This is a genomic window from Mycobacterium sp. ACS4054, from assembly GCF_001667275.1.
GTDB lineage: Bacteria > Actinomycetota > Actinomycetes > Mycobacteriales > Mycobacteriaceae > Mycobacterium.
Window position 1 is genome coordinate 50,667 of sequence record NZ_LZHV01000071.1, and the last position, 20,309, is coordinate 70,975.

General features: G+C 70.0%; 21 protein-coding genes, 1 tRNA gene and 1 other RNA gene. 10 read left to right on the forward strand and 13 right to left on the reverse strand.

Annotated features, from left to right (window positions below; all coding sequences use genetic code 11):
- Positions 1-4: 4 nt before the first annotated feature.
- Entirely contained in the window at positions 5-1,207 is a 1,203-nt protein-coding gene (locus A5730_RS22600) for a cytochrome P450 (protein ID WP_067905503.1), read from the forward strand.
- Between the two features lie 6 nt (positions 1,208-1,213).
- Here the strand turns inward: A5730_RS22600 and A5730_RS22605 are convergent, their stop codons facing one another.
- On the reverse strand, positions 1,214-1,798 hold the full coding sequence (locus A5730_RS22605) for a TetR/AcrR family transcriptional regulator (RefSeq protein WP_067905505.1): 585 nt from the start codon (positions 1,796-1,798) through the stop codon (positions 1,214-1,216).
- A 146-nt stretch (positions 1,799-1,944) separates the two neighbouring features.
- On the opposite strand from A5730_RS22605, the gene A5730_RS22610 reads away from it, so the two are divergent.
- On the forward strand, positions 1,945-2,331 hold the full coding sequence (locus A5730_RS22610; protein ID WP_067905507.1) for a PPOX class F420-dependent oxidoreductase: 387 nt from the start codon (positions 1,945-1,947) through the stop codon (positions 2,329-2,331).
- On the opposite strand, the gene A5730_RS22615 is transcribed toward A5730_RS22610, so the two are convergent.
- Genes A5730_RS22615 through A5730_RS22630 form a run of 4 tightly spaced genes read right to left on the reverse strand, consistent with a single transcriptional unit; the run spans position 2,315 to position 5,399 of the window.
- The gene (locus tag A5730_RS22615; RefSeq protein ID WP_067905509.1) at positions 2,315-3,478 is read right to left on the reverse strand and encodes a zinc-binding dehydrogenase; all 1,164 of its coding nucleotides are present in this window, start codon (positions 3,476-3,478) and stop codon (positions 2,315-2,317) included. The two genes, A5730_RS22610 and A5730_RS22615, sit on opposite strands and share 17 nt — an antisense overlap.
- 29 nt (positions 3,479-3,507) lie before the next feature.
- Positions 3,508-4,494, reverse strand: a complete 987-nt coding sequence (locus A5730_RS22620; protein ID WP_067905511.1) for an SDR family NAD(P)-dependent oxidoreductase — start codon at positions 4,492-4,494, stop codon at positions 3,508-3,510.
- Between the two features lie 27 nt (positions 4,495-4,521).
- The gene (locus tag A5730_RS22625) at positions 4,522-5,229 is read right to left on the reverse strand and encodes a cutinase family protein (protein ID WP_067905513.1); all 708 of its coding nucleotides are present in this window, start codon (positions 5,227-5,229) and stop codon (positions 4,522-4,524) included.
- Positions 5,226-5,399: a CsbD family protein gene (locus A5730_RS22630; protein WP_046182002.1), complete on the reverse strand. Its 174-nt coding sequence runs from the start codon at positions 5,397-5,399 to the stop codon at positions 5,226-5,228. Before A5730_RS22630 ends, A5730_RS22625 begins: the two co-directional genes overlap by 4 nt.
- A 59-nt stretch (positions 5,400-5,458) precedes the next feature.
- Here A5730_RS22630 and A5730_RS25030 point away from each other — a divergent pair, with 59 nt between their 5' ends.
- Entirely contained in the window at positions 5,459-5,611 is a 153-nt protein-coding gene (locus A5730_RS25030) for a hypothetical protein (RefSeq protein ID WP_197506321.1), read from the forward strand.
- A gap of 79 nt (positions 5,612-5,690) precedes the next feature.
- On the forward strand, positions 5,691-6,965 hold the full coding sequence (locus tag A5730_RS22635) for a serine hydrolase domain-containing protein (protein ID WP_067905515.1): 1,275 nt from the start codon (positions 5,691-5,693) through the stop codon (positions 6,963-6,965).
- Here A5730_RS22635 and A5730_RS22640 read toward each other — a convergent pair.
- The 3 genes from A5730_RS22640 to A5730_RS22650 are packed head-to-tail and all read right to left on the reverse strand — an operon-like array spanning position 6,960 to position 10,506.
- Positions 6,960-8,030 (reverse strand): dihydrodipicolinate reductase, encoded by a 1,071-nt coding sequence (locus tag A5730_RS22640; protein WP_067905517.1) that lies wholly within the window; start codon positions 8,028-8,030, stop codon positions 6,960-6,962. The two genes, A5730_RS22635 and A5730_RS22640, sit on opposite strands and share 6 nt — an antisense overlap.
- A 29-nt stretch (positions 8,031-8,059) precedes the next feature.
- Positions 8,060-9,196 carry a hypothetical protein gene (locus A5730_RS22645; protein WP_067905518.1) on the reverse strand — a complete coding sequence of 379 codons (1,137 nt, stop codon included), beginning with the start codon at positions 9,194-9,196 and terminating at the stop codon, positions 8,060-8,062.
- Positions 9,193-10,506 carry a hypothetical protein gene (locus A5730_RS22650; RefSeq protein WP_067905555.1) on the reverse strand — a complete coding sequence of 438 codons (1,314 nt, stop codon included), beginning with the start codon at positions 10,504-10,506 and terminating at the stop codon, positions 9,193-9,195. Before A5730_RS22650 ends, A5730_RS22645 begins: the two co-directional genes overlap by 4 nt.
- A 44-nt stretch (positions 10,507-10,550) precedes the next feature.
- On the opposite strand from A5730_RS22650, the gene A5730_RS22655 reads away from it, so the two are divergent.
- On the forward strand, positions 10,551-10,889 hold the full coding sequence (locus tag A5730_RS22655) for a hypothetical protein (RefSeq protein ID WP_067905519.1): 339 nt from the start codon (positions 10,551-10,553) through the stop codon (positions 10,887-10,889).
- A gap of 3 nt (positions 10,890-10,892) precedes the next feature.
- Here A5730_RS22655 and A5730_RS22660 read toward each other — a convergent pair whose 3' ends face one another.
- From A5730_RS22660 to A5730_RS22670, 3 genes are all read right to left on the reverse strand, one after another.
- A complete protein-coding gene (locus A5730_RS22660) occupies positions 10,893-12,239 on the reverse strand; it encodes a CHAT domain-containing protein (RefSeq protein ID WP_067905520.1) in 1,347 nt (448 codons plus the stop codon).
- Positions 12,236-13,930, reverse strand: coding sequence for a hypothetical protein (locus A5730_RS22665; protein ID WP_067905522.1), 1,695 nt, complete (start codon positions 13,928-13,930; stop codon positions 12,236-12,238). The genes A5730_RS22660 and A5730_RS22665 overlap by 4 nt, the downstream gene beginning before the upstream one ends.
- A 94-nt stretch (positions 13,931-14,024) precedes the next feature.
- Entirely contained in the window at positions 14,025-14,504 is a 480-nt protein-coding gene (locus A5730_RS22670; RefSeq protein ID WP_067905524.1) for a lipoprotein LpqH, read from the reverse strand.
- A gap of 143 nt (positions 14,505-14,647) precedes the next feature.
- Between A5730_RS22670 and A5730_RS22675 the strand changes: the two genes are divergently transcribed.
- Together A5730_RS22675 and A5730_RS22680 are read left to right on the forward strand one after the other, a co-directional pair.
- Complete coding sequence (locus A5730_RS22675) at positions 14,648-15,028, forward strand: hypothetical protein (protein WP_055403158.1); 381 nt, start codon at positions 14,648-14,650, stop codon at positions 15,026-15,028.
- A 14-nt stretch (positions 15,029-15,042) separates the two neighbouring features.
- A complete protein-coding gene (locus A5730_RS22680; protein WP_067905557.1) occupies positions 15,043-15,786 on the forward strand; it encodes an enoyl-CoA hydratase/isomerase family protein in 744 nt (247 codons plus the stop codon).
- A 10-nt stretch (positions 15,787-15,796) separates the two neighbouring features.
- Here the strand turns inward: A5730_RS22680 and A5730_RS22685 are convergent, their stop codons facing one another.
- Entirely contained in the window at positions 15,797-16,594 is a 798-nt protein-coding gene (locus A5730_RS22685; RefSeq protein ID WP_067905526.1) for a hypothetical protein, read from the reverse strand.
- Between the two features lie 92 nt (positions 16,595-16,686).
- Positions 16,687-16,772 (reverse strand) — tRNA-Ser (locus A5730_RS22690).
- Positions 16,773-16,837: 65 nt separating this feature from the next.
- Here A5730_RS22690 and ffs point away from each other — a divergent pair.
- The 3 genes from ffs (at position 16,838) to A5730_RS22705 (ending at position 20,298) form a co-directional block, all read left to right on the forward strand.
- An RNA gene (ffs, locus tag A5730_RS22695) (signal recognition particle sRNA small type) lies at positions 16,838-16,932 on the forward strand.
- Positions 16,933-17,073: 141 nt separating this feature from the next.
- Complete coding sequence (locus tag A5730_RS22700) at positions 17,074-18,366, forward strand: aminotransferase class I/II-fold pyridoxal phosphate-dependent enzyme (RefSeq protein WP_156745897.1); 1,293 nt, start codon at positions 17,074-17,076, stop codon at positions 18,364-18,366.
- Between the two features lie 108 nt (positions 18,367-18,474).
- Entirely contained in the window at positions 18,475-20,298 is a 1,824-nt protein-coding gene (locus A5730_RS22705) for a DNA polymerase III subunits gamma/tau (protein ID WP_067905528.1), read from the forward strand.
- Positions 20,299-20,309 lie beyond the last annotated feature (11 nt).

Genomic DNA, 20,309 nt, shown 5'->3' on the forward strand with positions numbered 1-20,309 from the left:
AACCATGACCGTCGCCAACGACACCGACGTCTACTACGACCCCTACGACACCGGCATCATCGCCGACCCGTACCCGACCTACGCCCGGCTGCGCGAAGAGGCGCCCATCTACTACAACGAGCGCTACGACTTCTGGGCGCTGTCAAGGCATTCCGACGTCGAACGGGCGCTGGCCAACTGGGAGACGTTCTCCAACAGGCGCAGCGACATCCTCGAGCTCATCCAGTCGAAATTCGACATGCCCGGCGGGGTGATGATGTTCCAGGATCCGCCCGAGCACACCAGGCTGCGCGGCCTGATGTCTCGCGTGTTCACCCCGCGCCGCATGGCCGAACTGGAAGACCAGATCCGGCGGTACTGCGTGCGGTGCCTGGATCCGCTCGTCGGGTCCGAGTCATTCGACATCATCGCCGAACTCGCCTCCATGATGCCGATGCGGGTGATCGGCATGCTGTTGGGAATCCCGGAGTCCGAACAGGTCTCGGTGCGCGACGCCAACGACGCCAACCTGCGCACCAAGCCGGGGGCACCGATGAAGGTCGCCGACGCCGACGTGATCGCCGACGGCCGGATCTACGCCGACTATGTCCAGTGGCGGTCCGAGAACCCCTCCGACGACCTGATGACCACACTGCTCAACGTCGAGTTCGACGACGAGAACGGGGTGCACCGAAAGCTGACCCGCAAGGAGGTGCTGCACTACACGCAGGTGGTGGCCGGGGCGGGCAACGAGACGACCGGCCGGCTGATCGGCTGGTTGGCCAAGGTGCTCGCCGAGCATCCCGACCAGCGCCGGGCCGTCTATGAGGACAGGTCGCTGTTGACTCGTAGCGTCGACGAGACGCTGCGATTCGAACCGACGGGTCCGCATGTCGCCCGTTGGATGGCAAAGGATTTCGAGTGCTACGGCACGACGGTTCCGGCCGGCAGCGCCATGCTGCTGCTGTTCGGCGCCGCCAACCGCGATCACCGCCGCTACACCGATCCCGACACCTACAACATCCGTCGCGACAACATCTCGCACATCACCTTCGGCAAGGGCGTGCACTACTGCCTCGGTGCCAACCTCGCTCGCCTGGAGGGTCGGGTGGCGCTGGACGAGATCCTCAACCGCTGGCCCGAGTGGGGGATCGACTACGACACGGCGCAATTGGCGTCGACCTCAACCGTGCGGGGCTGGGAACGGCTGCGAGTCGTGTTGCCCTGAAACGGGTTAACCCGGCCTCTCGAATCGGTCGATGACCCGGTTCACCAGCGCGACGGCCTCAAAGTGGCCGGTCGTGGCGCCCAGCGCCTGTTCCAGGATCAGCATGCGACCGACCGCGGCGATGATGACCGCGATGCCGGCGGGCGGGAAATCGGCCGTGTCCAGATCTTGTTCGCGAACGATGGAATCGAGCGCGGCGGTCTGCATCTCGCGCCACCGCTGGAACCACGCCGCGATCTCGGCCCTGATCTCCTTGCGATGATTGGCCAGTCCCATGAATTCCAGCAGCAGGCGGGTGTCCTTCGGCTCGATGAGCGTGCCCCAGAAGGCATGCAGGGGGTGGTCCGAATCCAGCGCCCGTTGTTGGCGGTCCAGATACGCGGCGGCGCCGCGCCGGAACACGTTCAGGTACAGCTCGTCCATGGTTGGGAAGTAGTAGTGCACCAGGGCCGGTTTGACGCCGGCCTGTCCCGCCACCCGCCGCGACGTCGCCGCGGCGTAGCCCTCCTCGACCATGACCTGGATGGTCGCGTCGATCAGCATGTCGCGCGTCGTCGAATCCCGCTGCTTCGGTCGTGGGGAAGCGGTCATGGTGGGGTGTTCCTGTCGGGGACGGCCGAGGACTTGGGCGATCGCCCAAGATTCTAGCGTGACGGGTTGGCGCCGGTAGCCGAGGATTAGGAAGTCACGCGATCGGGCAATTGGATTGCCAATATCGCAATACAGGAAGGAAGGCCGTGCCTCCCAGCTTTCAGGACGTCATCAATTCCAAGTACCTGCTGTTGACGACGTTCACCAAGGACGGCCGTCCCAAGCCGACGCCCATCTGGGGTGTTCCGGAGGGCGACAAGCTGCTGGTGATCACCGACGACGGTTCGTGGAAAACCAAGCGGATCAAGAACACCCCGCGGGTGACGATCGCCAAGAGCGCCGCGTTGGGCAAACCGAAGAGCGAGCCGGTCGAGGGCATCGCCCGGGTGCTGCCGAAGTCGGAGACCCGGCGGGTCTACAACGCCGTGCTCAAGCGGTATTGGTATCACGCCTGGTGGTTCTACGCGCACTCGATCGTGCGCGGCGGCATCGACAAGGTGCACGTCGGGCTGGAGATCAGGCCGGCCGCTTAGCGTCGCTCTTGGGGTCGATCAAAATCTTGGCGTGCGCCTCGGGGTCGGCGAGCGCATCGAACGCGCCGGCGACGCCGTCCAACCCGACCGTCCCCGTGATCAGCGGCGCCACGTCGACCTTGCCGTCGGCGAGCATGTGCAGGGTGTCGCGGAACTCGAGCGGCGTGTAGCCGAGCACGAACCGCAGGTCGATCTCCTTGTTGATCGCCATGGCCGGCCGAATGTGGTCGGCGCCCATGCAAACACCGACCACGACCACGCGCGAGAACAGCGGCGCGCTGGCGATGATGCCGTCGATGATGCCGGGCACGCCGACGCATTCGAAGACGACGGGATGCTTGGGCGTCGCGGCGCCCGCGGCGTCGGCGGCGCGCCACAGGTGCCACCACGGCAGGCGCAGGCGCTGCAGCTTCTCGATCGTCCCGACCGCGAGGTCGAACGCCTCCAGGATGCCGTGCAGGTGTTGGCGGCCCGCCTCCGTCGCATAGGGCGAGTCCTGTGCGGGGTCGACGACGATATCGGCCCCGCACGCGGTCGCCAGGGCGCGGCGGCCGGGTGAGAAGTCACTGGCGATGACCGCGCGCACACCGTGCGACTTGAGCATGCAGATCACCGCGAGACCGATTGGCCCGCAACCGATGACGATCGCGACGTCGCGTTTGCTCACCTCGCCGCGCCGGACGGCGTGCCACCCGACGGCCATCGGCTCGGTCAGCGCGGCGATCTCCGGCGGCAACCCGTTGGGCACGGCGAAGGTCAGCGACCGCTCGACGAGCAACTGCTCGGCGTAGGCGCCGGGCGCCATCGTCGAGAGCCCGATCCCGTGCACCTCCTTGTCGCGGCGCAGCAGCGGCAGGGCGACCACGGGCGTGCCGGGACGCGGGGCCTTGCGGGTGCCGGGGCCGTAATCGAGCACCTCGCCGCAGAATTCGTGGCCGAACACGACCTGCTGGTCCGACCGCATGAACGCGTCGTAACCGGATTCGGCCATCACGTCGGCGAGCTCGTCGCAGTGGCGGCGGGCGTGCAGGTCCGACCCGCAGATGCCACACCGCAGGACCTCGACCAGCAGCTGGCCTTTGGCCGGAATCGGGGCGGGGAGGTCGACGACGTCCAGCCGCGCGTTGGTGCAAGTCACGCTCTTCATCGGTCGGACCTCCTCACGCGAAGCGTGCCCTAGGTCGCCGCCGCGCGGTACGCCGCCAAGGTGTCGGCCACGGTTTCCTGCGGGTCCCGGTACTTGATGCCGAGCTCGCGTTCGCTGGGCGCATCATCGGACGCCGGCATCTGCGTGTAGTACTGCATCCCCGCCCAGGTGAAGGGGGTCTCGAACGGCAGGAAGCGATTGGCGCGGTCCAGGACCGCGCCCGCGACGCGCAGCGCGGTGTCGGGGATGGGCACCGACACCATGGGCGTGCCCGCGACCTCGCCGAGCAGCGTCGCCAACTCGGCCGCCGGGACCCGGTGGCCGCCGGCGGTGTAGCGGCGCGGCCCGCGGCCGGGCTCCAGCAGCGCCGCGTGGAGCGCGGCCAGGTCGCGGACGTCGACGATCAACCAGGCGGCGCTTCGCCCCGGGATCGCGTGCATCTGCACGGCCGCCTTGACGCCCTCGCCGGCCTCACCGAACTGGTCGCCGACGGGCGGGCCGAGCACCATGCCGGGATAGGTGATGTTCACCGGCGCGCCGGCGTCCTGCAGCCCCCGCGCGTAGATCTCGACCTGCGCCTTGGACGTCCCGTAGCCGTCGGCCCCGCCGACCACCGGCAGATCCGCCGTCAACGTTTCCAGGCTCGGGTGGAACAGCGCTGTGAAGCTGGACACGTGAACGATCGGATCCAGCCCCAGCTCGACCGACTGACCGAGGACGTTCTGGGCGCCCTGCATGTTGGTGGTGAGCATCTGCGTCGTCTGGCGCGGGTCGGTGGCCACCAAGGCGGCGCTGTGCACGACGGCATCGCAGCCGTCCAGCGCCTTGCGCACCGCCATGCGGTCGGTGATGTCGGCGACGGCGAAGTCGGACACGTCCACGCCCAGCTTCGCCACCGAAGTCTCCAGCTTGGCGGGGGTGCGCACCAGAAACCGGATGTCGTGCCCCGCATCGGCGACGGCCTTGGCCGTCCAACCGCCGACGAACCCCGTGCCGCCTGTGATCAAAACGCGCATGGTGCGATCTTTGCAGGGCCGTCCGGCCTACAGATGACTGGAGGCGAAGTTGGCGGCCTGGTTGGTCATCCCGTTGGCCCCGTAGGAAACGTGCGCGGCGAAATCGTTGCCGTTGCCGCTGCCACACACAGGGTCGCCCTGGGCGCACAGCTCCAAGGTCTTGGGCTGATAAAGCGGGCCGATGGACAGCGGCGGTGCGTGATACTTCTGCAGGAAGTCGCCCGACGGGGTCCCGAAAAGGGTCACGGCGGCGACGTGGTTCGCTACGTCCGGGGGCATGGGCGCGGGCACCGCCGAGGCCGGTACGCCGGGCGGGACCGCGGCCGACGTGACGTAGCCGGCCAGGGCCGCGCCCTGCGAGTATCCGCCGAGGACCTCGCGGGTGTTGGGGCAATTCTTGGCCGTCGCTTCGATGTGCGAGCTGGCGTCGCGGATGCCGTCGACGACGGTCGCCGGGAAGCCCGGATTCGAAAAGTCCGTGCTGGCAGGGTAATTGACCGCGTACACGCCGAGCGAGCGGGACCCGAGCTGCGAGCGCAGCGCGTCCACGAACGACCCGCCGATCCCGCCGACGCCGGGCGGCTCGCCCGACCCGCGGGCGAAGACGACCTCGACATCCGGGCAGGGTTCCGCCGACGCCGTCGGGGAGGGGGCGCTCGAAACCAGAGCACCGGCCGCCAGCGCCGCCAACCCGGCGAGCACCGGCAGGCGGCGCCGCGCGGCCAGTCTGCTCACTTCTTGAACGCGTCCTTCACCTTTTCGCCGGCGTCCTTCAGGCTCGACTTGGCCTGATCCGCCCGACCCTCGTCCCTGGTGTCGTGGTCGCCGGTCGCCTTGCCGATGGCCTCCTTGGCCCGGCCACCGAGGTCCTCGATCTTGTTCTTCAGCTTGTCCTCGTTACTCATGCCGCTCTGGCTACCCCGCTAGGGGAGCTATTGAAACCCCACCCTGCCATCATGGATTCGTGAGCACCGCGATCGTGGTGGCAATAGTGGTGGTGCTGATGCTGCTCGGCATCGGCATCGTGGTCAACCAACTGCTCCGGCTGCGCAAGTATCTCGGGGATTCGCCCACGCCGCCGCCCGAGCCTCCCGACCCCCCGGCCCCGCCCGCGTAGCTCCGCGATGTCAAAACGTCCGCAGTCCCAGAGGGCGGACTGATAGCTTCGTCTCGTGGTAGCGGGGCGTCGGGGCGCCGTGAAACCGTCGGCCCTTCTGGTCGCCGACGATGGCCTGCCGCGCGGAGTCTCCGGCGCGGCCGATCCCCGTTTCGCCAACGTCGTCAGGCTGTTCGGGCAGCTGTTTCCCGGCCGCCGATTCGGCGGCGGGGCGCTGAGCGTGTACATCGACGGCGTGCCCGTCGTCGACGTCTGGACCGGATGGTCGGATCGCGCCGGGACCCAGCCCTGGACCGCCGACACCGGCGCCATGGTGTTCTCGGCGACCAAGGGGGTCGCGTCGACGGTGATCCATCGGCTGGTCGACCGTGGCCTGCTGTCCTATGACGAGCCCGTCGCCGAATACTGGCCCGAGTTCGCCGCCAACGGCAAGGCGGAGATCACCGTTCGCGACGTCCTGCGGCACCGCTCCGGGCTGTCACACCTGCGCGGCGTGACCAAGGAGCAATTGATGGACCACGCCCTGATGGAAGAGCGCCTCGCCGCCGCGTCGGTCGACCATCTGCGCGGCGTGCAGGCCTATCACGCGCTGACTTACGGCTGGCTGCTGTCCGGTCTGGCCCGGGCGGTGACGGGCAAGGGCATGCGCGAACTCATTCGCCAGGAAGTCGCGCGCCCCCTCAACACCGACGGCCTACACCTCGGCCGGCCCCCGGAGGGCTCGCCCACCAAGCCGGCGGAGATCCTCATCCCGCAGGGCAGGCTGCGGGCCCCGGTGTTCAACTTCATCGCCCCCAAGATGGCCGGCCTGCCGTTCTCGGGCGCGTTGGGCGCGATGTACTTCCCCGGCATCATCTCCCTGCTCAAGGGGGACACCCCCTTCCTCGACGGGGAGGTTCCCGCCGCCAACGGCGTGGTCACCGGCCGGGGGCTGGCGAAGATGTATGCCGTGCTCGCCAACGACGGCCGCATCGACGGCAAGAAGTATCTGTCCGAGGACCTCGCGCGCGGCCTGGCGGGCAGCGCCCGGCGGAAGTGGCCGGACGCAAACATGGTGGTGCCCATGCCGTTTCATCTGGGCTACCACGAATCACCGGTACCCGGCTTGCTGCGCGGCTTCGGCCACGTCGGTCTCGGTGGAACGCTGGGCTGGTCCGACCCGGAAGCCGGCAGCTCGTTCGGTTTTGTGCACAACCGGTTGCTCACGCCGCTGCTCTTCGATATGGGATCCTTTGCGGGACTTGCCCGTCCGCTGCGCAACGCCATCCTGGCCGCGCGCGAACAGGGTCCGCTGCCGGTGCCGCAGCTCGGTGCCGCCTACGCCAAGGCCGGCAGGCGCAATGCGGCCCTATGACCGCTTGGCGCCGACGTGGGCGTTCCCGCGCGGCAGCGTCAGCGGAAGGTCGGCGTAGGTGACGATGCCCGGCGCGGCGGCCACGACGGCGGGGATCGCGTTGATCGCGGGCATCGCGGTCATGATGTGGCCGAGGTCCATGAACTCCTCGATCGTGGTGGCCTCGAAGTACGGCGGCGGCAAGAAGCCGACCTTGGTGGTCACGGTCGGTTGCCCGTCGATCTGGATGACCCAGCCGTCCTGCTCGATCTTCCAGTCCGGCTCGAGCGTTTGGCCCTTGCGCCACCGCACGTTCAGGTCGATCAGGGTGGTGTCGCCGACGATGCCCTGCCAGCTGATGTAGACGCCGGCCACGCATCCGGCGGGGATGGTCCAGGACGCCATCTCGAGATCCGCCGTGGTCTGGGCGAACTCGGCCACGCACTTCACCTCGTCGAGCTCCACGCCGAGCGCGTCGCCCACCAACCGGACCGCCTCGCCGAAGATCGCCGTTCCCTTCGCGGCCATCGCCGGTAGCTCGGGGTGGTCGATCGGCTGGCCGAAACCCACCGGTTTCTCGGTCTCCGGTGAGTCGTAGAACGTGGTGTCGGCGGCCTCGTTGACGGTGACCTTGTCGATCCGGTTGCACACCATCGCCGAGACGATGGCCAGCAGTTCGGCGAATCCCGGGCTGACCCCGGAACCGAAGATCGTGGACCCGCCCAACTCGGCGGCCTGCGCCAACCTTTCGCGGCCGTTGCCCAGGTTGCCCCCGGTGATGAACGACGCGGTGGTGACCACGTTGACGCCGGCCGACAGGATGCGGACCAGCTCGTCGACGTCGATCCACATCGGGTTGTAGACCACGCAGTCGGGTTTCAGCGCGAGCAGCGCGTCGACGTCGTTGGTGGCCGCCACGCCAACGGGGGCGATCCCGACGAGCTCGCCGGCATCGCGGCCCACCTTCTCCGCCGACCAGGCGTAGCAGCCCACCAGTTCATACGTGGGGTTGGCGACGATCGATTTCAGCGAACTCTTGCCGACGTTGCCGGTGTTCCACTGAACCACGCGATAGTTGTTTGGCACTCGCTCAGCATAGGGAATCGCGGTCCACGTTAATAGGCGGATTCGGCCGCCAATATTTCGGCGAGGAAGGCGTCGCCGGCCGGGCGGTCCAGCCGCGCCCGCGCCCACCGGCGCACCCGTTCGCGGGTGTCGGCCGACTCCGGCGTCTCGGCCCCGACGACTATCGACGTGACCGACCAGTCGTGGTCCCAGGCCACCGATTCGGTGAGGGGGCGTTGTTCGGCGTCGACCAATTGCAGGGTCGCGCGGCCGGCGGCGTCCAGGGTCCCGGCGCCGGAGAGGGCCCCGGAGCGCAGTCGCACCGCCACGCCGGTCGGCGCGTCCGGCCCGATGACGGCCGCGCGCACCCGGGCGACCACCGCCGGTCCCGCGGCCTCCACCGTCCAGTCGACGGTGTTCTCACCGGCATCGAAGATCGCGGGCGGGACCCCGCCCCAGCTCACGGACGCGGCACCACGGGCGATCGGGGCCGCCGAGCGCGGGCCCGCGGCAGCGCCGGCCGCCAGCGCGTAGTCGTCTTGGCGTCCGCTGGGGACGGCCAGGGCCAGGCCCGAATCATCAAGGGCGGCAAAGAGTTCGGGCCAGCCGGGGCCGTCCACACCCACTTCGTCTGCCAGGTCGGCGCCCGCCCGCACCAAATCGGACGCGCGCGGGTCGCCGTCCGCCAGGTGCGCGGCCAGGGCCGCGGCGTGCGGCGCCAGCAAGCCGGCGACGTCCGAATCCAGGGTGTCGTCGGCGAAGTAGCCCTGCGCGCCTGCGGTCAGCAGCGCGACCTCGAGGTCCAGCAGCGCGCGGTCGAGCCCGGCGATGCCGTCCTGCCGGCTGGCGGGCCACCAGCGCCGCAGCCAGTGGCCCACGGCCAGCCTGCGTAGCTGGCGCAGCGAGCCGGGCACGATGTCCACGCCCGCGAGGTCGATGCCGTGCGGCTGGTCCGCCGATTCCAGCGCGGAAACCAGGGCGACATGGCCGGATTCGCCGAGGATCCGCCAAAGCCAGTCCGCGCGGCCGAAATCGGTGAACGTGATGTGGGTTGCCGCATCGTGGTCGTCGGGCTCGTCCAGGGTCCACGACAACACGGCCCCGCTGACCTCCAGCACCGCCGCCAGCGGCGACGCCTCGCTGGCGGGGCCGGTGCTCCACAAACCCGAGTCGGCAACCAATCTCATCCGGCCACCTGCAATTCCAGCATCGCCTTGATGCGCTGCCGGTGGTCCAGGCTCACCGACCGCGCGACCCCCTCGAGCAGCGAGCGCACGTCATCGACGTCGTCGCAAGGCTCCTGCCACACGTCGCGCCCGTGCAGCCGCGCCCACAGGCGACTCAGGTAGGGCTGGGCGTACGCGGCGAGGTCGTCGACCACCTGCCGCTGCCGCGGATGGATGGGCCCGCCCTCGGCGAGGTAGCGCCGGGCGTGCAGCACGTAGGCCTCCTTGCGCAGCCGGGCCTGAATCTGCGCCGCCAGGGCGTAGCGGCTGGCGACGGACGGGTCCAGTGGGGCCAGCTCCACCGCGATCTCGATGCCCGCGACGAGCGTTGCTTGTTTGTCCTCGGCCAGCAGCCCCCAGGGCGCGCAGGCCCGGTCCACCTCCTCCTCGCACAGCAGGGGGATATCGGGCAACGCATCGCGGTCCAGCGCGCGGCGCAGCGTGGCGCGCACTCGGTCCACCACGCTGCGGTCCAACGGCCGGTCGCTGTCGGCACCGCCGGCGACGCGCGGGGGCCGTTGCGGGGCAACCGAACTCAGGCCCAGGCCGACGATCGACCAGGGCAGTTCAGCCGACTCGACACGGGCCAGCGCGCCCAGGTTGTACGGCGTGGTGTCGGCGATCATCGCCTGCCAGACGCGCTGCCGCGCCGTCGCGGTGCGGTGGCTGTTGGCCGGGCCGAGGACGGTGGCGAGTTCGGCCAGGAACGGGCCGGTGACCGTGTCGGCCGCCCGCACGTCGCGCCAGCTCCGGTCGAGCTGATCGGCCAGCTTGGCGACCGTTTCACCGTCGGCCACGTACTGATGCAGCACCTCGATCGCGGTGCGGTCGCGACCCTGGTGAATGTCGGCCAGCACCGCGGCCGCGGTCTGGCGATCCTCCGCTGCCGGTAGGCCTTTCGTCACCGCCAGCTCGAAGCACACCGGGAAGTACAGTTCCTGGGCGTTTCCGGTGCGGATGCGCTGCCTGCGCCGCTCCAGTTTGAGGACCTCGAACCACGCTGCGGCCGAGCGCAATTCGGGGCCGCTGCCGACGATCAGGTCACGCATCGCGGCGGCCGTCTCGGGGTTGACGACGGGCGCCGAGTACTGGGGGTTCGACCGCAACCGGAGCACCAGCGGATCGATGATGCGTTTGACGGTGCGGCTCAGGGGGCCGCCGTCGTCGCTGCTGAGCACCTCCACGCCGGCACCGATCGCCCGCCACGCCGCGTCGATTACCGAGCGGCGTGGGTGGCCGACCGCGACGGCCAGCTGCGAATCCGCGCTCATCTGCACAGAATAGGGGCAGCGCGCGAAATGCGGCAGCCGAAAAGTTGGGTTCGGTAGCCGGCCGGCGGCTTCACGCTGGTCGCATGAACAAGCTGTGGCTGCTGGTCGACCGCGTCAGGTCCGCCCGGCGCCGGGGCGCCGCCGACCGCGCCGTCGGCGTCGGCACCGTGCGGGCGGTCGAGCGTCAAATTTTCATCGAAGTCGTCGCGGTTTCCGGGGAAACGTTCATCGGGAAGCTGGCCCGGTGCGGCGACGACCTCGACTTGTCAATGTTGCGGCCTGGCCTGGTCGTTTTGGTCGCCTTCGATCCCGCTGCGCGCGAGGAGCTTTCGCTGCCCGACGACGTGCTGGCCGTCCATACGGCCTGGGTGGCCTCGCTGTGAGCGCTACCGTGCACCGTCGACCGCGAAGGTGACCACGGCGCCCCAATACAGCGGGCTGGCCGTCGCGTCGCCGTCGCGCCAGCGGCGCATTTGTGCCCGTTGCCAACGGTTCACCGCGCATCCGGCGTCGGGCTCGGCCTCGTGGGCCCGATCCACGGCGGCCACGGCCTCGGCCATCGGATCGGCCGCCCCGGTGGCGAATTGCCGATACGCCGCCGTGGTGGGCAGGGACCACAGGGTGGCGGTCACCAACTGCGCGCCACCCAGAATCATCGCCGCGACCAGTCCGGTGGCCTCGTCGAATTGATAGTCCCCGCCCGAGCCGCACGCCAGCATCGCCACCCGGGGCGGCATCGGCAGTTGCAGGGCGATGAGGTCCGACGCGGTCAGCGGGCGGTGGTCACCGACGGGGTCGGCGTCGCCGGGGACGTCGGCGGTATCGGCCAGGTGCAGCGCGGCCCGATCGGCTTGGCCTTCGGCCGAACTCGCGTGCCCCACGTACAGCAGCCGGCTCGGGGCTTGGGCGAGCAGCTTGGCCAGCCAGGTGCGGTCCGCGTCCTGCCGGCGGAACAGCTCGACCGCGGTCTCGACGGCGGGCAGCACCGGTCGCTGCCCCATCACGTCGCTGAAGTGCCGCGCCAGCGGCGTTTCCGGCCCCGGCCTGCCGAGCACCGACCCCAGCGCGGAGTCGGGGCGCTGGCCCGGCACCCGGGGGTCGAGGACCAGCACCGGGGGACCGTCCTTCCTGGCGTCCCATCCGGCCGGCAGCCGCGGTGAGTGCACGATGTTCGGCGGGACCGCCATCAAGACGTCGACCAGTTCCATCAGCCGGTGGCCGTCGGTGTGTTGCCGGATATCGGCCAGCTGCCAGGGGATCCGGGCCGCGGCCCGGCCGCTGGCGGTGATGGCCTCCTGCCGGGCGCGCACCAATTCCTCCTTGCTGGGGCCCGATTTCGGCACGGCCAGCAGCCCCCAGGGCACGCGCGCCAGTCGCGCGCTGGGCGAGACGAGCAGCACCGCGCGCGGCGTGGTCACGCACTCGGCCAACAGCTGCCAGCCCGGGGCTCCGATCAACAACACCCCGAGGATGTAGGCCAGCGTCAGCTCGCCCTCCTGAGCCGCGAACGCCCCGGTGGTCAGCGCGCGCTCGATGGCGTCCCGGCTGCCCTCGGAGCCGTGCGGCTCGGGCAGGGCGCCCGCCAGCTCTTCCAGGGCGGCCAGCAACAGCGGCTCTTCGACCAGCCAGGTGACGGTTCTCGACGGCTGCCCGACGACGCGCAAGCTCGCGTAGGTGGCGATCCCGACGTCGGCGTACCGCAGGATCAGGGTGGTCCGGTCGGCGTCGCTCATCGCCAGGTCGACCAGGCCGGCTCGGCCGCGGTGACGTCGCGGCCGTAGCGCTGGGCGGCCAGCTCGCGATAGTGGCTCAGGATCGGCTCGGCGTCGGGCTGCATCCGCAGGGGTGGCAACGGTCCCAGCCGGGTCAGGGATGCGCCGCCGGGTGCCGAGGGGCCGGACGCGGCCAGCGCCGGGACCGGCTCGAGGTGGGTCTCCACGGGCACCGGCGCGGTGGCCGTCGACGCCCATTCACCGGTTTGCGGACGCTGTGGACCGGTGTCGAAAGTGCCTCGCGCGCTATGGTATTCGACGAGCTCGCTGATCAGCTCGGTGTTCTCCCATTCCCAGGCGACCGCGAAGGCGCCGGCCAGGACGGGGCCCGAAATGCTGGCGGCCCAGCGCGCCCTCGCGTCCGCGTCGGCGATCGAGTACCGCACCGAGTCGACAGCCAGCGCGGCCGGCACCTTGAGCTCGGCGGCCTGCTCGAGCTTGGTCATGCCGCGCCAGTATTCGTCGGTCCCGATCTCGCCGTGCAGGATGCCCAGTCCCTCCGCCTGCCGCGCCTCGGTCTCCTGCAGCGTCTCGTCGGGGTCGCCCGAGCTGTCGAAGCCGAGGTCCGCCAGCGCGTCCGCGCGCCACACCGTGCCGAGGTGGCTGTCGAGCAGCGCGTACTGCAACCAGCTGCTGCGCGGCGACGAGTCGAGCAGTTCGCGGGCCTGCGCGATCAACTCCACGGCGTCGGCGAAGCGGCTCCAGAAGATGGCTATCCAGCTGCGTTGCAACAAGATTCGGTGCAGATACAGGGGTTTGCCCAGCTCGCGCCAGTGCCGTTCGGCGTGTTCCCAGCACTCGTCGGCGGCTTCCAGCGCGCCGGAACCCAGCCGGGTGAGTCCCATGTACAGCCAGCAGCGGGCGATGTCGTGGGTGCGGGCGTGCCGCGCGATGACGGGATGGGCCTCGGAAACCAGTTGCTCGGTGCCGGCGTGATCGTTCGCCGACCAGCGCGCCGCCGCGCGCTCCAATTGCGCTCGGGCCACGGCCAGTTCCCAACCGTTGGCCCGGGAGCGCGCTTCGGCGCGCCGCAGCCAGGGATCGGCTTCCGCCAGCCGTCCGGTGTCGACGCAGAATTTGCCGTACCCGATGCCGGCGATGACCCGGACGTGGTCCGCGCCCTGGCCGGTGCCGCGGTAGTCACTCAAGTCGCTAACGACCTTCTCCCACAACGGGACTGATTGCGTGTGCAGGTCGTCATCGCATAGCGCGGTGGCACACAAGACCCGGGCACGGATGCGCAGCCGGGCGTGTTCGTCGGCCAGGCCGGGGAGATCGGCGCCGCGGTCCTCCAACGCCGCCAGCGCCGCCGCCGCGCCGTCGTGATCGCCGATCGCCGCGGCCAAACCGGCTTGCAGGAACTGGGCTCGGCGCGAGTACCGGCGGACCAGGTGTGTGCTGTCGGCGTCGGCGGGCATCCCCGCGTAGATCGCCACGCAGTCTTGGATGCGCCGGATGGATTCGCGCACCCCGTCATTCACGCCGCGGTCAAGGTAGATCTCGCCGAGCTGCGCGAGGACTTCCAGCATGAGATCGTCCCGATCTTCCCGCTCGATGTGCGGTATCAGGGACAGCAACAGGTCGCGGGCCCCGGCCTCGTCGCCCGCGAACGCCAGGCGGCGCGCGTTGTCCAGCTCGTCGGGGATCAACACGGCTGCATCATAAGTCCGAAGGTGTCGCGTGGGCAGGGAAAGCGGTGAGCGGCGGGCGCGTGAGTGAGCGCGTCCGCCGCTCGGTCGCAGCGGATCAGCCGCAGGTCACCTTGATGTTGAAGTCCTTGGTGATCATTCCGGCCATCGGGTTCTTCAAGTCGGCGCCCTGCGCCTGCCCCGTGATGGTGTAGGTCTTGCCGTCCACCGCCACGTTGGCCGAGCCGACCTTCGCGCCCATGTTGTTGCTGACCGACAGGGCGTTGCCGTCGACAACCATCGCCAACGACTCGACCTTCGGGGTGGCCTCGTCGGTCATCACGACGGCGAGTGCCTGCCGTCCACCGCTGGAACCACTGCCGATGTCGATCTTGCCGCCGGTCCTGACGCACGTCACCGAGGCCGGGTCCAGGCCGGCCAGGTCGGCGCCGCCAACCTTGACCTGCGCCCCGCCGCCGTTGGCGACGCTGGGAGCCGTGCTCGACGCCGGGCTGGCTGAGTGGCCGCCGCTGGAGCACCCCACCAGCACCGATGCGGCGCCAAGTGTCCCAATCGCAGCCGCGAGAAGACGTTTCACTTGCGGTTTCCTTCCCTCATGCGCCGCCCCGATGGCGTCGCCATGGCGCAAGTACAGAACGCACGATTCGCTACCGATCCCAAATTTCGCGGTGCCGAGCCGGTAGGCTGCGTCGAGGTCGGCTGACGAAGGGAAGGCCCGCGATGCTGAGCGTGAAGTGGCTGGAAAAGCCTGAGGCCCATGACTTTCCGGCGGCCGCTGACTACCTCACCATGCTCGCGGACTCGGCAACCGTGAAAAAGGTGATCAAGAAGCTAAAGGCCGGCACCGTGACGCACCGGAAGGCCAAAGACATCCTGCGTGCTGCGCGGCTGGGCCTGCTGCCAGTCGACAACCCGCACGTCGCCGCGGACCTGACGAAAATCGAGAAGGGCCAACCGTTGTCGCCCATCCTGCTGGTGCGCGGCGACTTTCCGACCGGCGCACCGCTGCAGATCGCCGACGGCTACCACCGCGTGTGCGCGAGCTATCACACCGACGAGAACACCGACATCCCGGTCGTGATCGCGGCCGTCAGCCGTTGACCGAGGAGGTGGCCATGATCGACGTCAAGACGGTCGGGGACGTGCGGGTGCTGACCCTGTCGTCGGGTGCCGTCAACGCGCAGGACGTGGAGCTGCTCGAGGCGCTTACCTCGGCCGTTCGCGATCTGGGCCGCGCGGATGCCGGTGCCCTGGTCGTCACCGGCGCCGGCCGGGCCTTCAGCGCGGGGGTCGACCTCAATCGCGTGGTGCAGGGCGGCGCCGGCTATACCGATCGGCTGGTCCCGGCGCTGTCCGCGGCCTTCGAGGCGGTGTTCTGCTATCCCGGTCCGACCGTCGCCGCGATCAACGGCGCCGCCATCGCGGGCGGCTGCGTGCTCGCCTGCGCCTGCGACCGGCGCCTCATCGGCCCGCGGGCGCAGATCGGGGCGGCCGAGGTGCGCGTCGGCGTGCCGTTCCCGGTCGCCGCGCTGGAGGTCATGCGCTACGCCTGCGGGGATCGCGCCGAGGAAGTGCTGCTGGGCGGTCTCAACTACCGGGGCGACGACGCCGTGGCGCGCGGACTCGCCCATCGCGTGGTCGACGACGACCTGCTGGAGGCGGCGGTGGCCGAGGCGACCGATCTCGGCGGCATCCCGGCCGGCGCCTATCGCCAGACCAAGACCCAGCTGCGGGCGCCGACGCTGGCGCGGATTCGCGACGGCGGCGCGATCGACGACGAGGTCCGCCGGATGTGGGGCGCGGACGACACCCTGCAACGCATCGCCGCCTACGTGGAGCGCCTGCGGCGGCGCGACTGATCAGCGCGGGCTATTCCTCATCGAGGGCCACCCCACCGCGGGTGCGCCGGCGCCGCATCCGGTGCGACCCCTTGCCCGTCGGGCGGCGATTGCGCAGCCTGGCCTGGGCTTCCTCGGTCTCCCCGGTGTCCTCGGTGTCCTCGGGCTCCGGGGTGGCCTCCGCCGAAGCGGGCGCCTCGGCGGGTTCGGTGGCCTCGGGCTCGGGCGTCTCGGTCTCGGCCTTGACGGCCTCGGTCTCCTCCGCCTCGGTGGTCTCGGCGTCCTCCTCGGCTTCGGCGTCGTCCTCCTCGGCCTCGGCGTCCTCGCCGTCGGCCTCCTCGCCCTTCTTGCGGCGCAGTCGGCGCTTCTTGGGTTCCTTCGCCTTGATCGGTTTGGGCGGTGGCGGCGGCAACTCGGCGACGAACGACAGGTAGAAGGCGAAGAATCCGATCAGCGCGATCGCGGCGGCCGCCCCGTAAATGGCGAACAGATACTGCCCCGCGGTGTCCAGGCTCAGCCAGATCTCACTGATCGCGGTCCCGATGATCAGCACGCCCGCCAGCACGTGGGCCACGATCGAGGCGACCCTGAGGTTCAGGGCCAGCTGCGGGGTCCCCAGCTCCGGCCTGCGCACCCGCAACAGGTTGAACACCACGGGCAGCGCGGCCAGGGCGAACAGCGCGCCCGTCGTGATCCGCAGCGCCGTCCCCAACGAATGGGAGGTGTCGCCCATCAGCTCCGGCCAACGGGGCAACACGAAAAAGAAGTAGAGGACGCCGGCGACGAGGGAGAACAGCAGGTGCCACGGCACCGCAATCTTGCGCCCCATACCCCTCCTCGTGCTGGTGAGTTCACGCCAGCCTAAAGGCGGCCAACCCGAATCCATATCAATTCGTGCCGGTCCGCATGGCGGACCAATTGCGGAGGATGCGGGATTTGAACCCGCGAGGGCTGTTAACCCAACCCGCGTTCCAGGCGAGCGCCATAGGCCACTAGGCGAATCCTCCGTGGCCATGGTAACCGAGGCCGCCATAGCGACCGCGAGTCACTCCGCGCCAGGTATTACACTCGCGGTGGACCCCGCGCGGCGTCTATCCTGTGAACTCCCCCAGGGCCGGAAGGCAGCAAGGGTCAATGGGCTCTGTCGGGTGCGCGGGGTCCCCTATATCCACGAGTGGCGACCCGCTTCGCCCGGCTCCGCCGCGCTTGCGATCGCCACGAGGCCACGAGTGGCGACCCGCTTCGCCCGGCTCCGCCGCGCTTGCGATCGCCACTTGTTTCCAGCCTTCGACAGCGAAAGGGTCCATCGTGTCGCTGGATTCCCTCAGCCCGGAAGAGCTTGCCGCCGCACACGCGCGCAACCAGCAGGATTACGCGGATCTGCAGGCCAAGAGGTTGTCCCTCGATCTGACCCGTGGCAAACCGGCGCCGCAGCAGCTCGACCTGTCCAACCAGCTGCTGAGCCTGCCCGGCGACGACTACCGCGACAGCGAGGGCACCGACACCCGCAACTACGGGGGCCTGCACGGCCTGCCCGAGCTGCGGGCCATCTTCGGCGAGCTGCTCGGCATCGGAGTGCCCAACCTGATCGCCGGCAACAACTCCAGCCTGGAGCTGATGCACGACCTCGTCGCCTTCTCGATGCTGTACGGCGGCGTCGACTCGCAGCGGCCCTGGAAGGACGAACCGAGCGTCAAGTTCCTGTGCCCGGTCCCCGGCTACGACCGGCACTTCGCGATCACCGAGACGATGGGCATCGAGATGATTCCCGTCCCGATGCTGCAGGACGGGCCCGACGTCGATCTGATCGAGGAGCTGGTGGCCGCCGATCCCGCGATCAAGGGCATGTGGTCGGTGCCGGTGTTCGGCAACCCCACCGGGATCACCTACTCGTGGGAGACGGTGCGCCGGCTGGTGCAGATGCGCACGGCCGCGCCGGACTTCCGGCTGTTCTGGGACAACGCCTACGCGGTGCACACGCTGACGCACGAATTCATCCGGCAGGTAGACGTGCTCGGGCTGGCGGCCAAGGCCGGCAACCCCAACCGGCCCTACGTCTTCGCGTCCACCTCCAAGATCACCTTCGCCGGCGCGGGCGTCAGCTTCCTGGGCGGCTCACTGGGCAACATCGCGTGGTACCTGCAATACGCGGGCAAGAAGTCAATCGGCCCGGACAAGGTCAACCAGCTGAGGCACCTGCGCTTCTTCCGCGACGCCGACGGGGTGCGCCTGCACATGCTGCGCCACCAGCAGATCCTGGCGCCCAAATTCGAGTTGGCGCTGGACATCCTGGACAAGCGGCTGAGCGACTCCAAGATCGCTTCCTGGACCGAACCCCAAGGCGGCTACTTCATCAGCCTCGACGTGCTGCCCGGCACCGCTCGGCGGACCGTGGCCCTGGCCAAGGACGCGGGGATCGCCGTGACCGAGGCGGGCGCGTCGTTCCCGTACCGAAAAGACCCGGACGACAAGAACATTCGGATCGCGCCCACCTTCCCGTCGCTGCCGGATTTGCGCGACGCGGTCGACGGGCTGGCCACCTGCGCGCTCTTGGCAGCCTCCGAGTCGCTCTTGGTCTCCGCCCCATCGAGTGTGAGCTGACGGCGACGACACGCCGAGCGAGCCGACCCTGGGTCCACCCCGAAAGCCGGAGATGCACACTGAAAACCCGTCGCGCTGTCGTCGGCCGGCGCCGGTAGCCTGCTGACCGTGGCCCTCTACCGCAAGTACCGACCGGCAACCTTCGCCGAGGTGGTGGGGCAGGAGCACGTCACCGAGCCGTTGTCGATCGCCCTGGAAGCCGGCCGCATCAACCATGCGTACCTGTTCTCAGGGCCGCGCGGCTGCGGGAAGACCTCGTCCGCGCGGATTCTGGCCCGCTCCCTGAACTGCGTGCAGGGCCCGACGGCGACGCCGTGCGGGGTCTGCGAATCGTGCACGGCGCTGGCCCCCAACGCCCCCGGCAGCATCGACGTGGTGGAGCTGGACGCCGCCAGCCACGGCGGCGTGGACGACACCCGCGAGCTGCGTGACCGAGCGTTCTACGCGCCCGCGCAGTCGCGCTACCGGGTGTTCATCATCGACGAGGCGCATATGGTGACCACGGCGGGGTTCAACGCGCTGCTCAAGATCGTGGAGGAACCGCCCGAGCACCTCATCTTCATCTTCGCCACCACCGAACCGGAGAAGGTGCTGCCCACCATCCGGTCGCGCACCCACCACTACCCGTTCCGGCTGTTGCCGCCGAAGACCATGCGCGCGTTGATCGGGCGGATCTGCGAGCAGGAGGGCGTCGCCGTCGACGACGCGGTGTACCCGCTGGTGATCCGCGCCGGCGGCGGCTCCCCGCGCGACACGCTGTCGGTGCTCGACCAGCTGCTGGCGGGCGCCGAGGGGAACCACGTCACCTACCCGCGGGCGCTCGGGCTGCTGGGCGCCACCGATGTCGCGCTGATCGACGACGCGGTCGACGCCCTCGCCGCGTCGGACGCCGCCGCGCTGTTCGGTGCCGTGGAGTCGGTGATCGATGCGGGCCACGACCCACGCCGCTTCGCCACCGACCTGCTGGAGCGGTTCCGCGATCTCATCGTGTTGCAGGCGGTTCCGGACGCGGTCAGCCGCGGCGTGGTGGACGCCCCGGAGGACGTGCTCGACCGGATGCGCGACCAGGCGACCCGCCTCGGGGCGGCCACGCTGACGCGATACGCCGAGGTCGTGCAGGCGGGCCTGGGGGAGATGCGCGGCGCGACGGCCCCACGCCTGCTGCTCGAGGTCGTTTGCGCGCGGCTGCTGCTGCCCTCGGCCAGCGACACCGAGTCGGCGCTGCTGCAACGCGTCGAGCGGATCGAGACCCGGTTGGACATGTCCATTCCCGCCGACGAGGTGGCCGCCGCGCACCCGCCGCGGCCGGCGGTCGCCGCTCCCGCGCGGCCGCGCAGGGAGGCCACCCCGCCCCGGGAGGCCACCCCGCCCAGGTCCGCTCCGCCCGTGCCCATGCCGGAGGCCGTCCCCGAACCGGTCCCGGCGCCCACGATCCCCGAGCCGGTCCCCGCGCCGGCCCACGAACCGGCCGCCGCACCCGGCGAACTCAACGCGGCCGCCGTGCGAACGATGTGGCCGACGGTGCGCGACAAGGTGCGCCAGCGCAGCCGCACCACCGAGGTGATGCTGGCCGGTGCCACCGTGCGCGCGCTCGAGGAAAACACGCTGGTGCTGACGCATTCCTCGGCGCCGCTGGCCAAGCGGCTGTGCGAGCAGCGCAACGCCGACGTCATCGCCGAAGCGCTCAAGGACGCGCTGGGCGTCAACTGGCGGGTGCGTTGCGAGGTCGGCGACGCCGCGCCGGTCGAGCCGAGCCCGCAGACCCCGAAGACCGAAGAGCCCGCCCCCGACGTGGCCCAGCGCGACGAAGAGGAACACATGCTCGCCGAGGCCGGCCGCGCGGAGTCGGCCGGGCCGCGTCGCGACCCCGAGGAGGTCGCGCTCGAGCTGCTACAGACCGAGCTGGGCGCCCGCCGGATCGATAACGCCTAGAGCTGCCACCT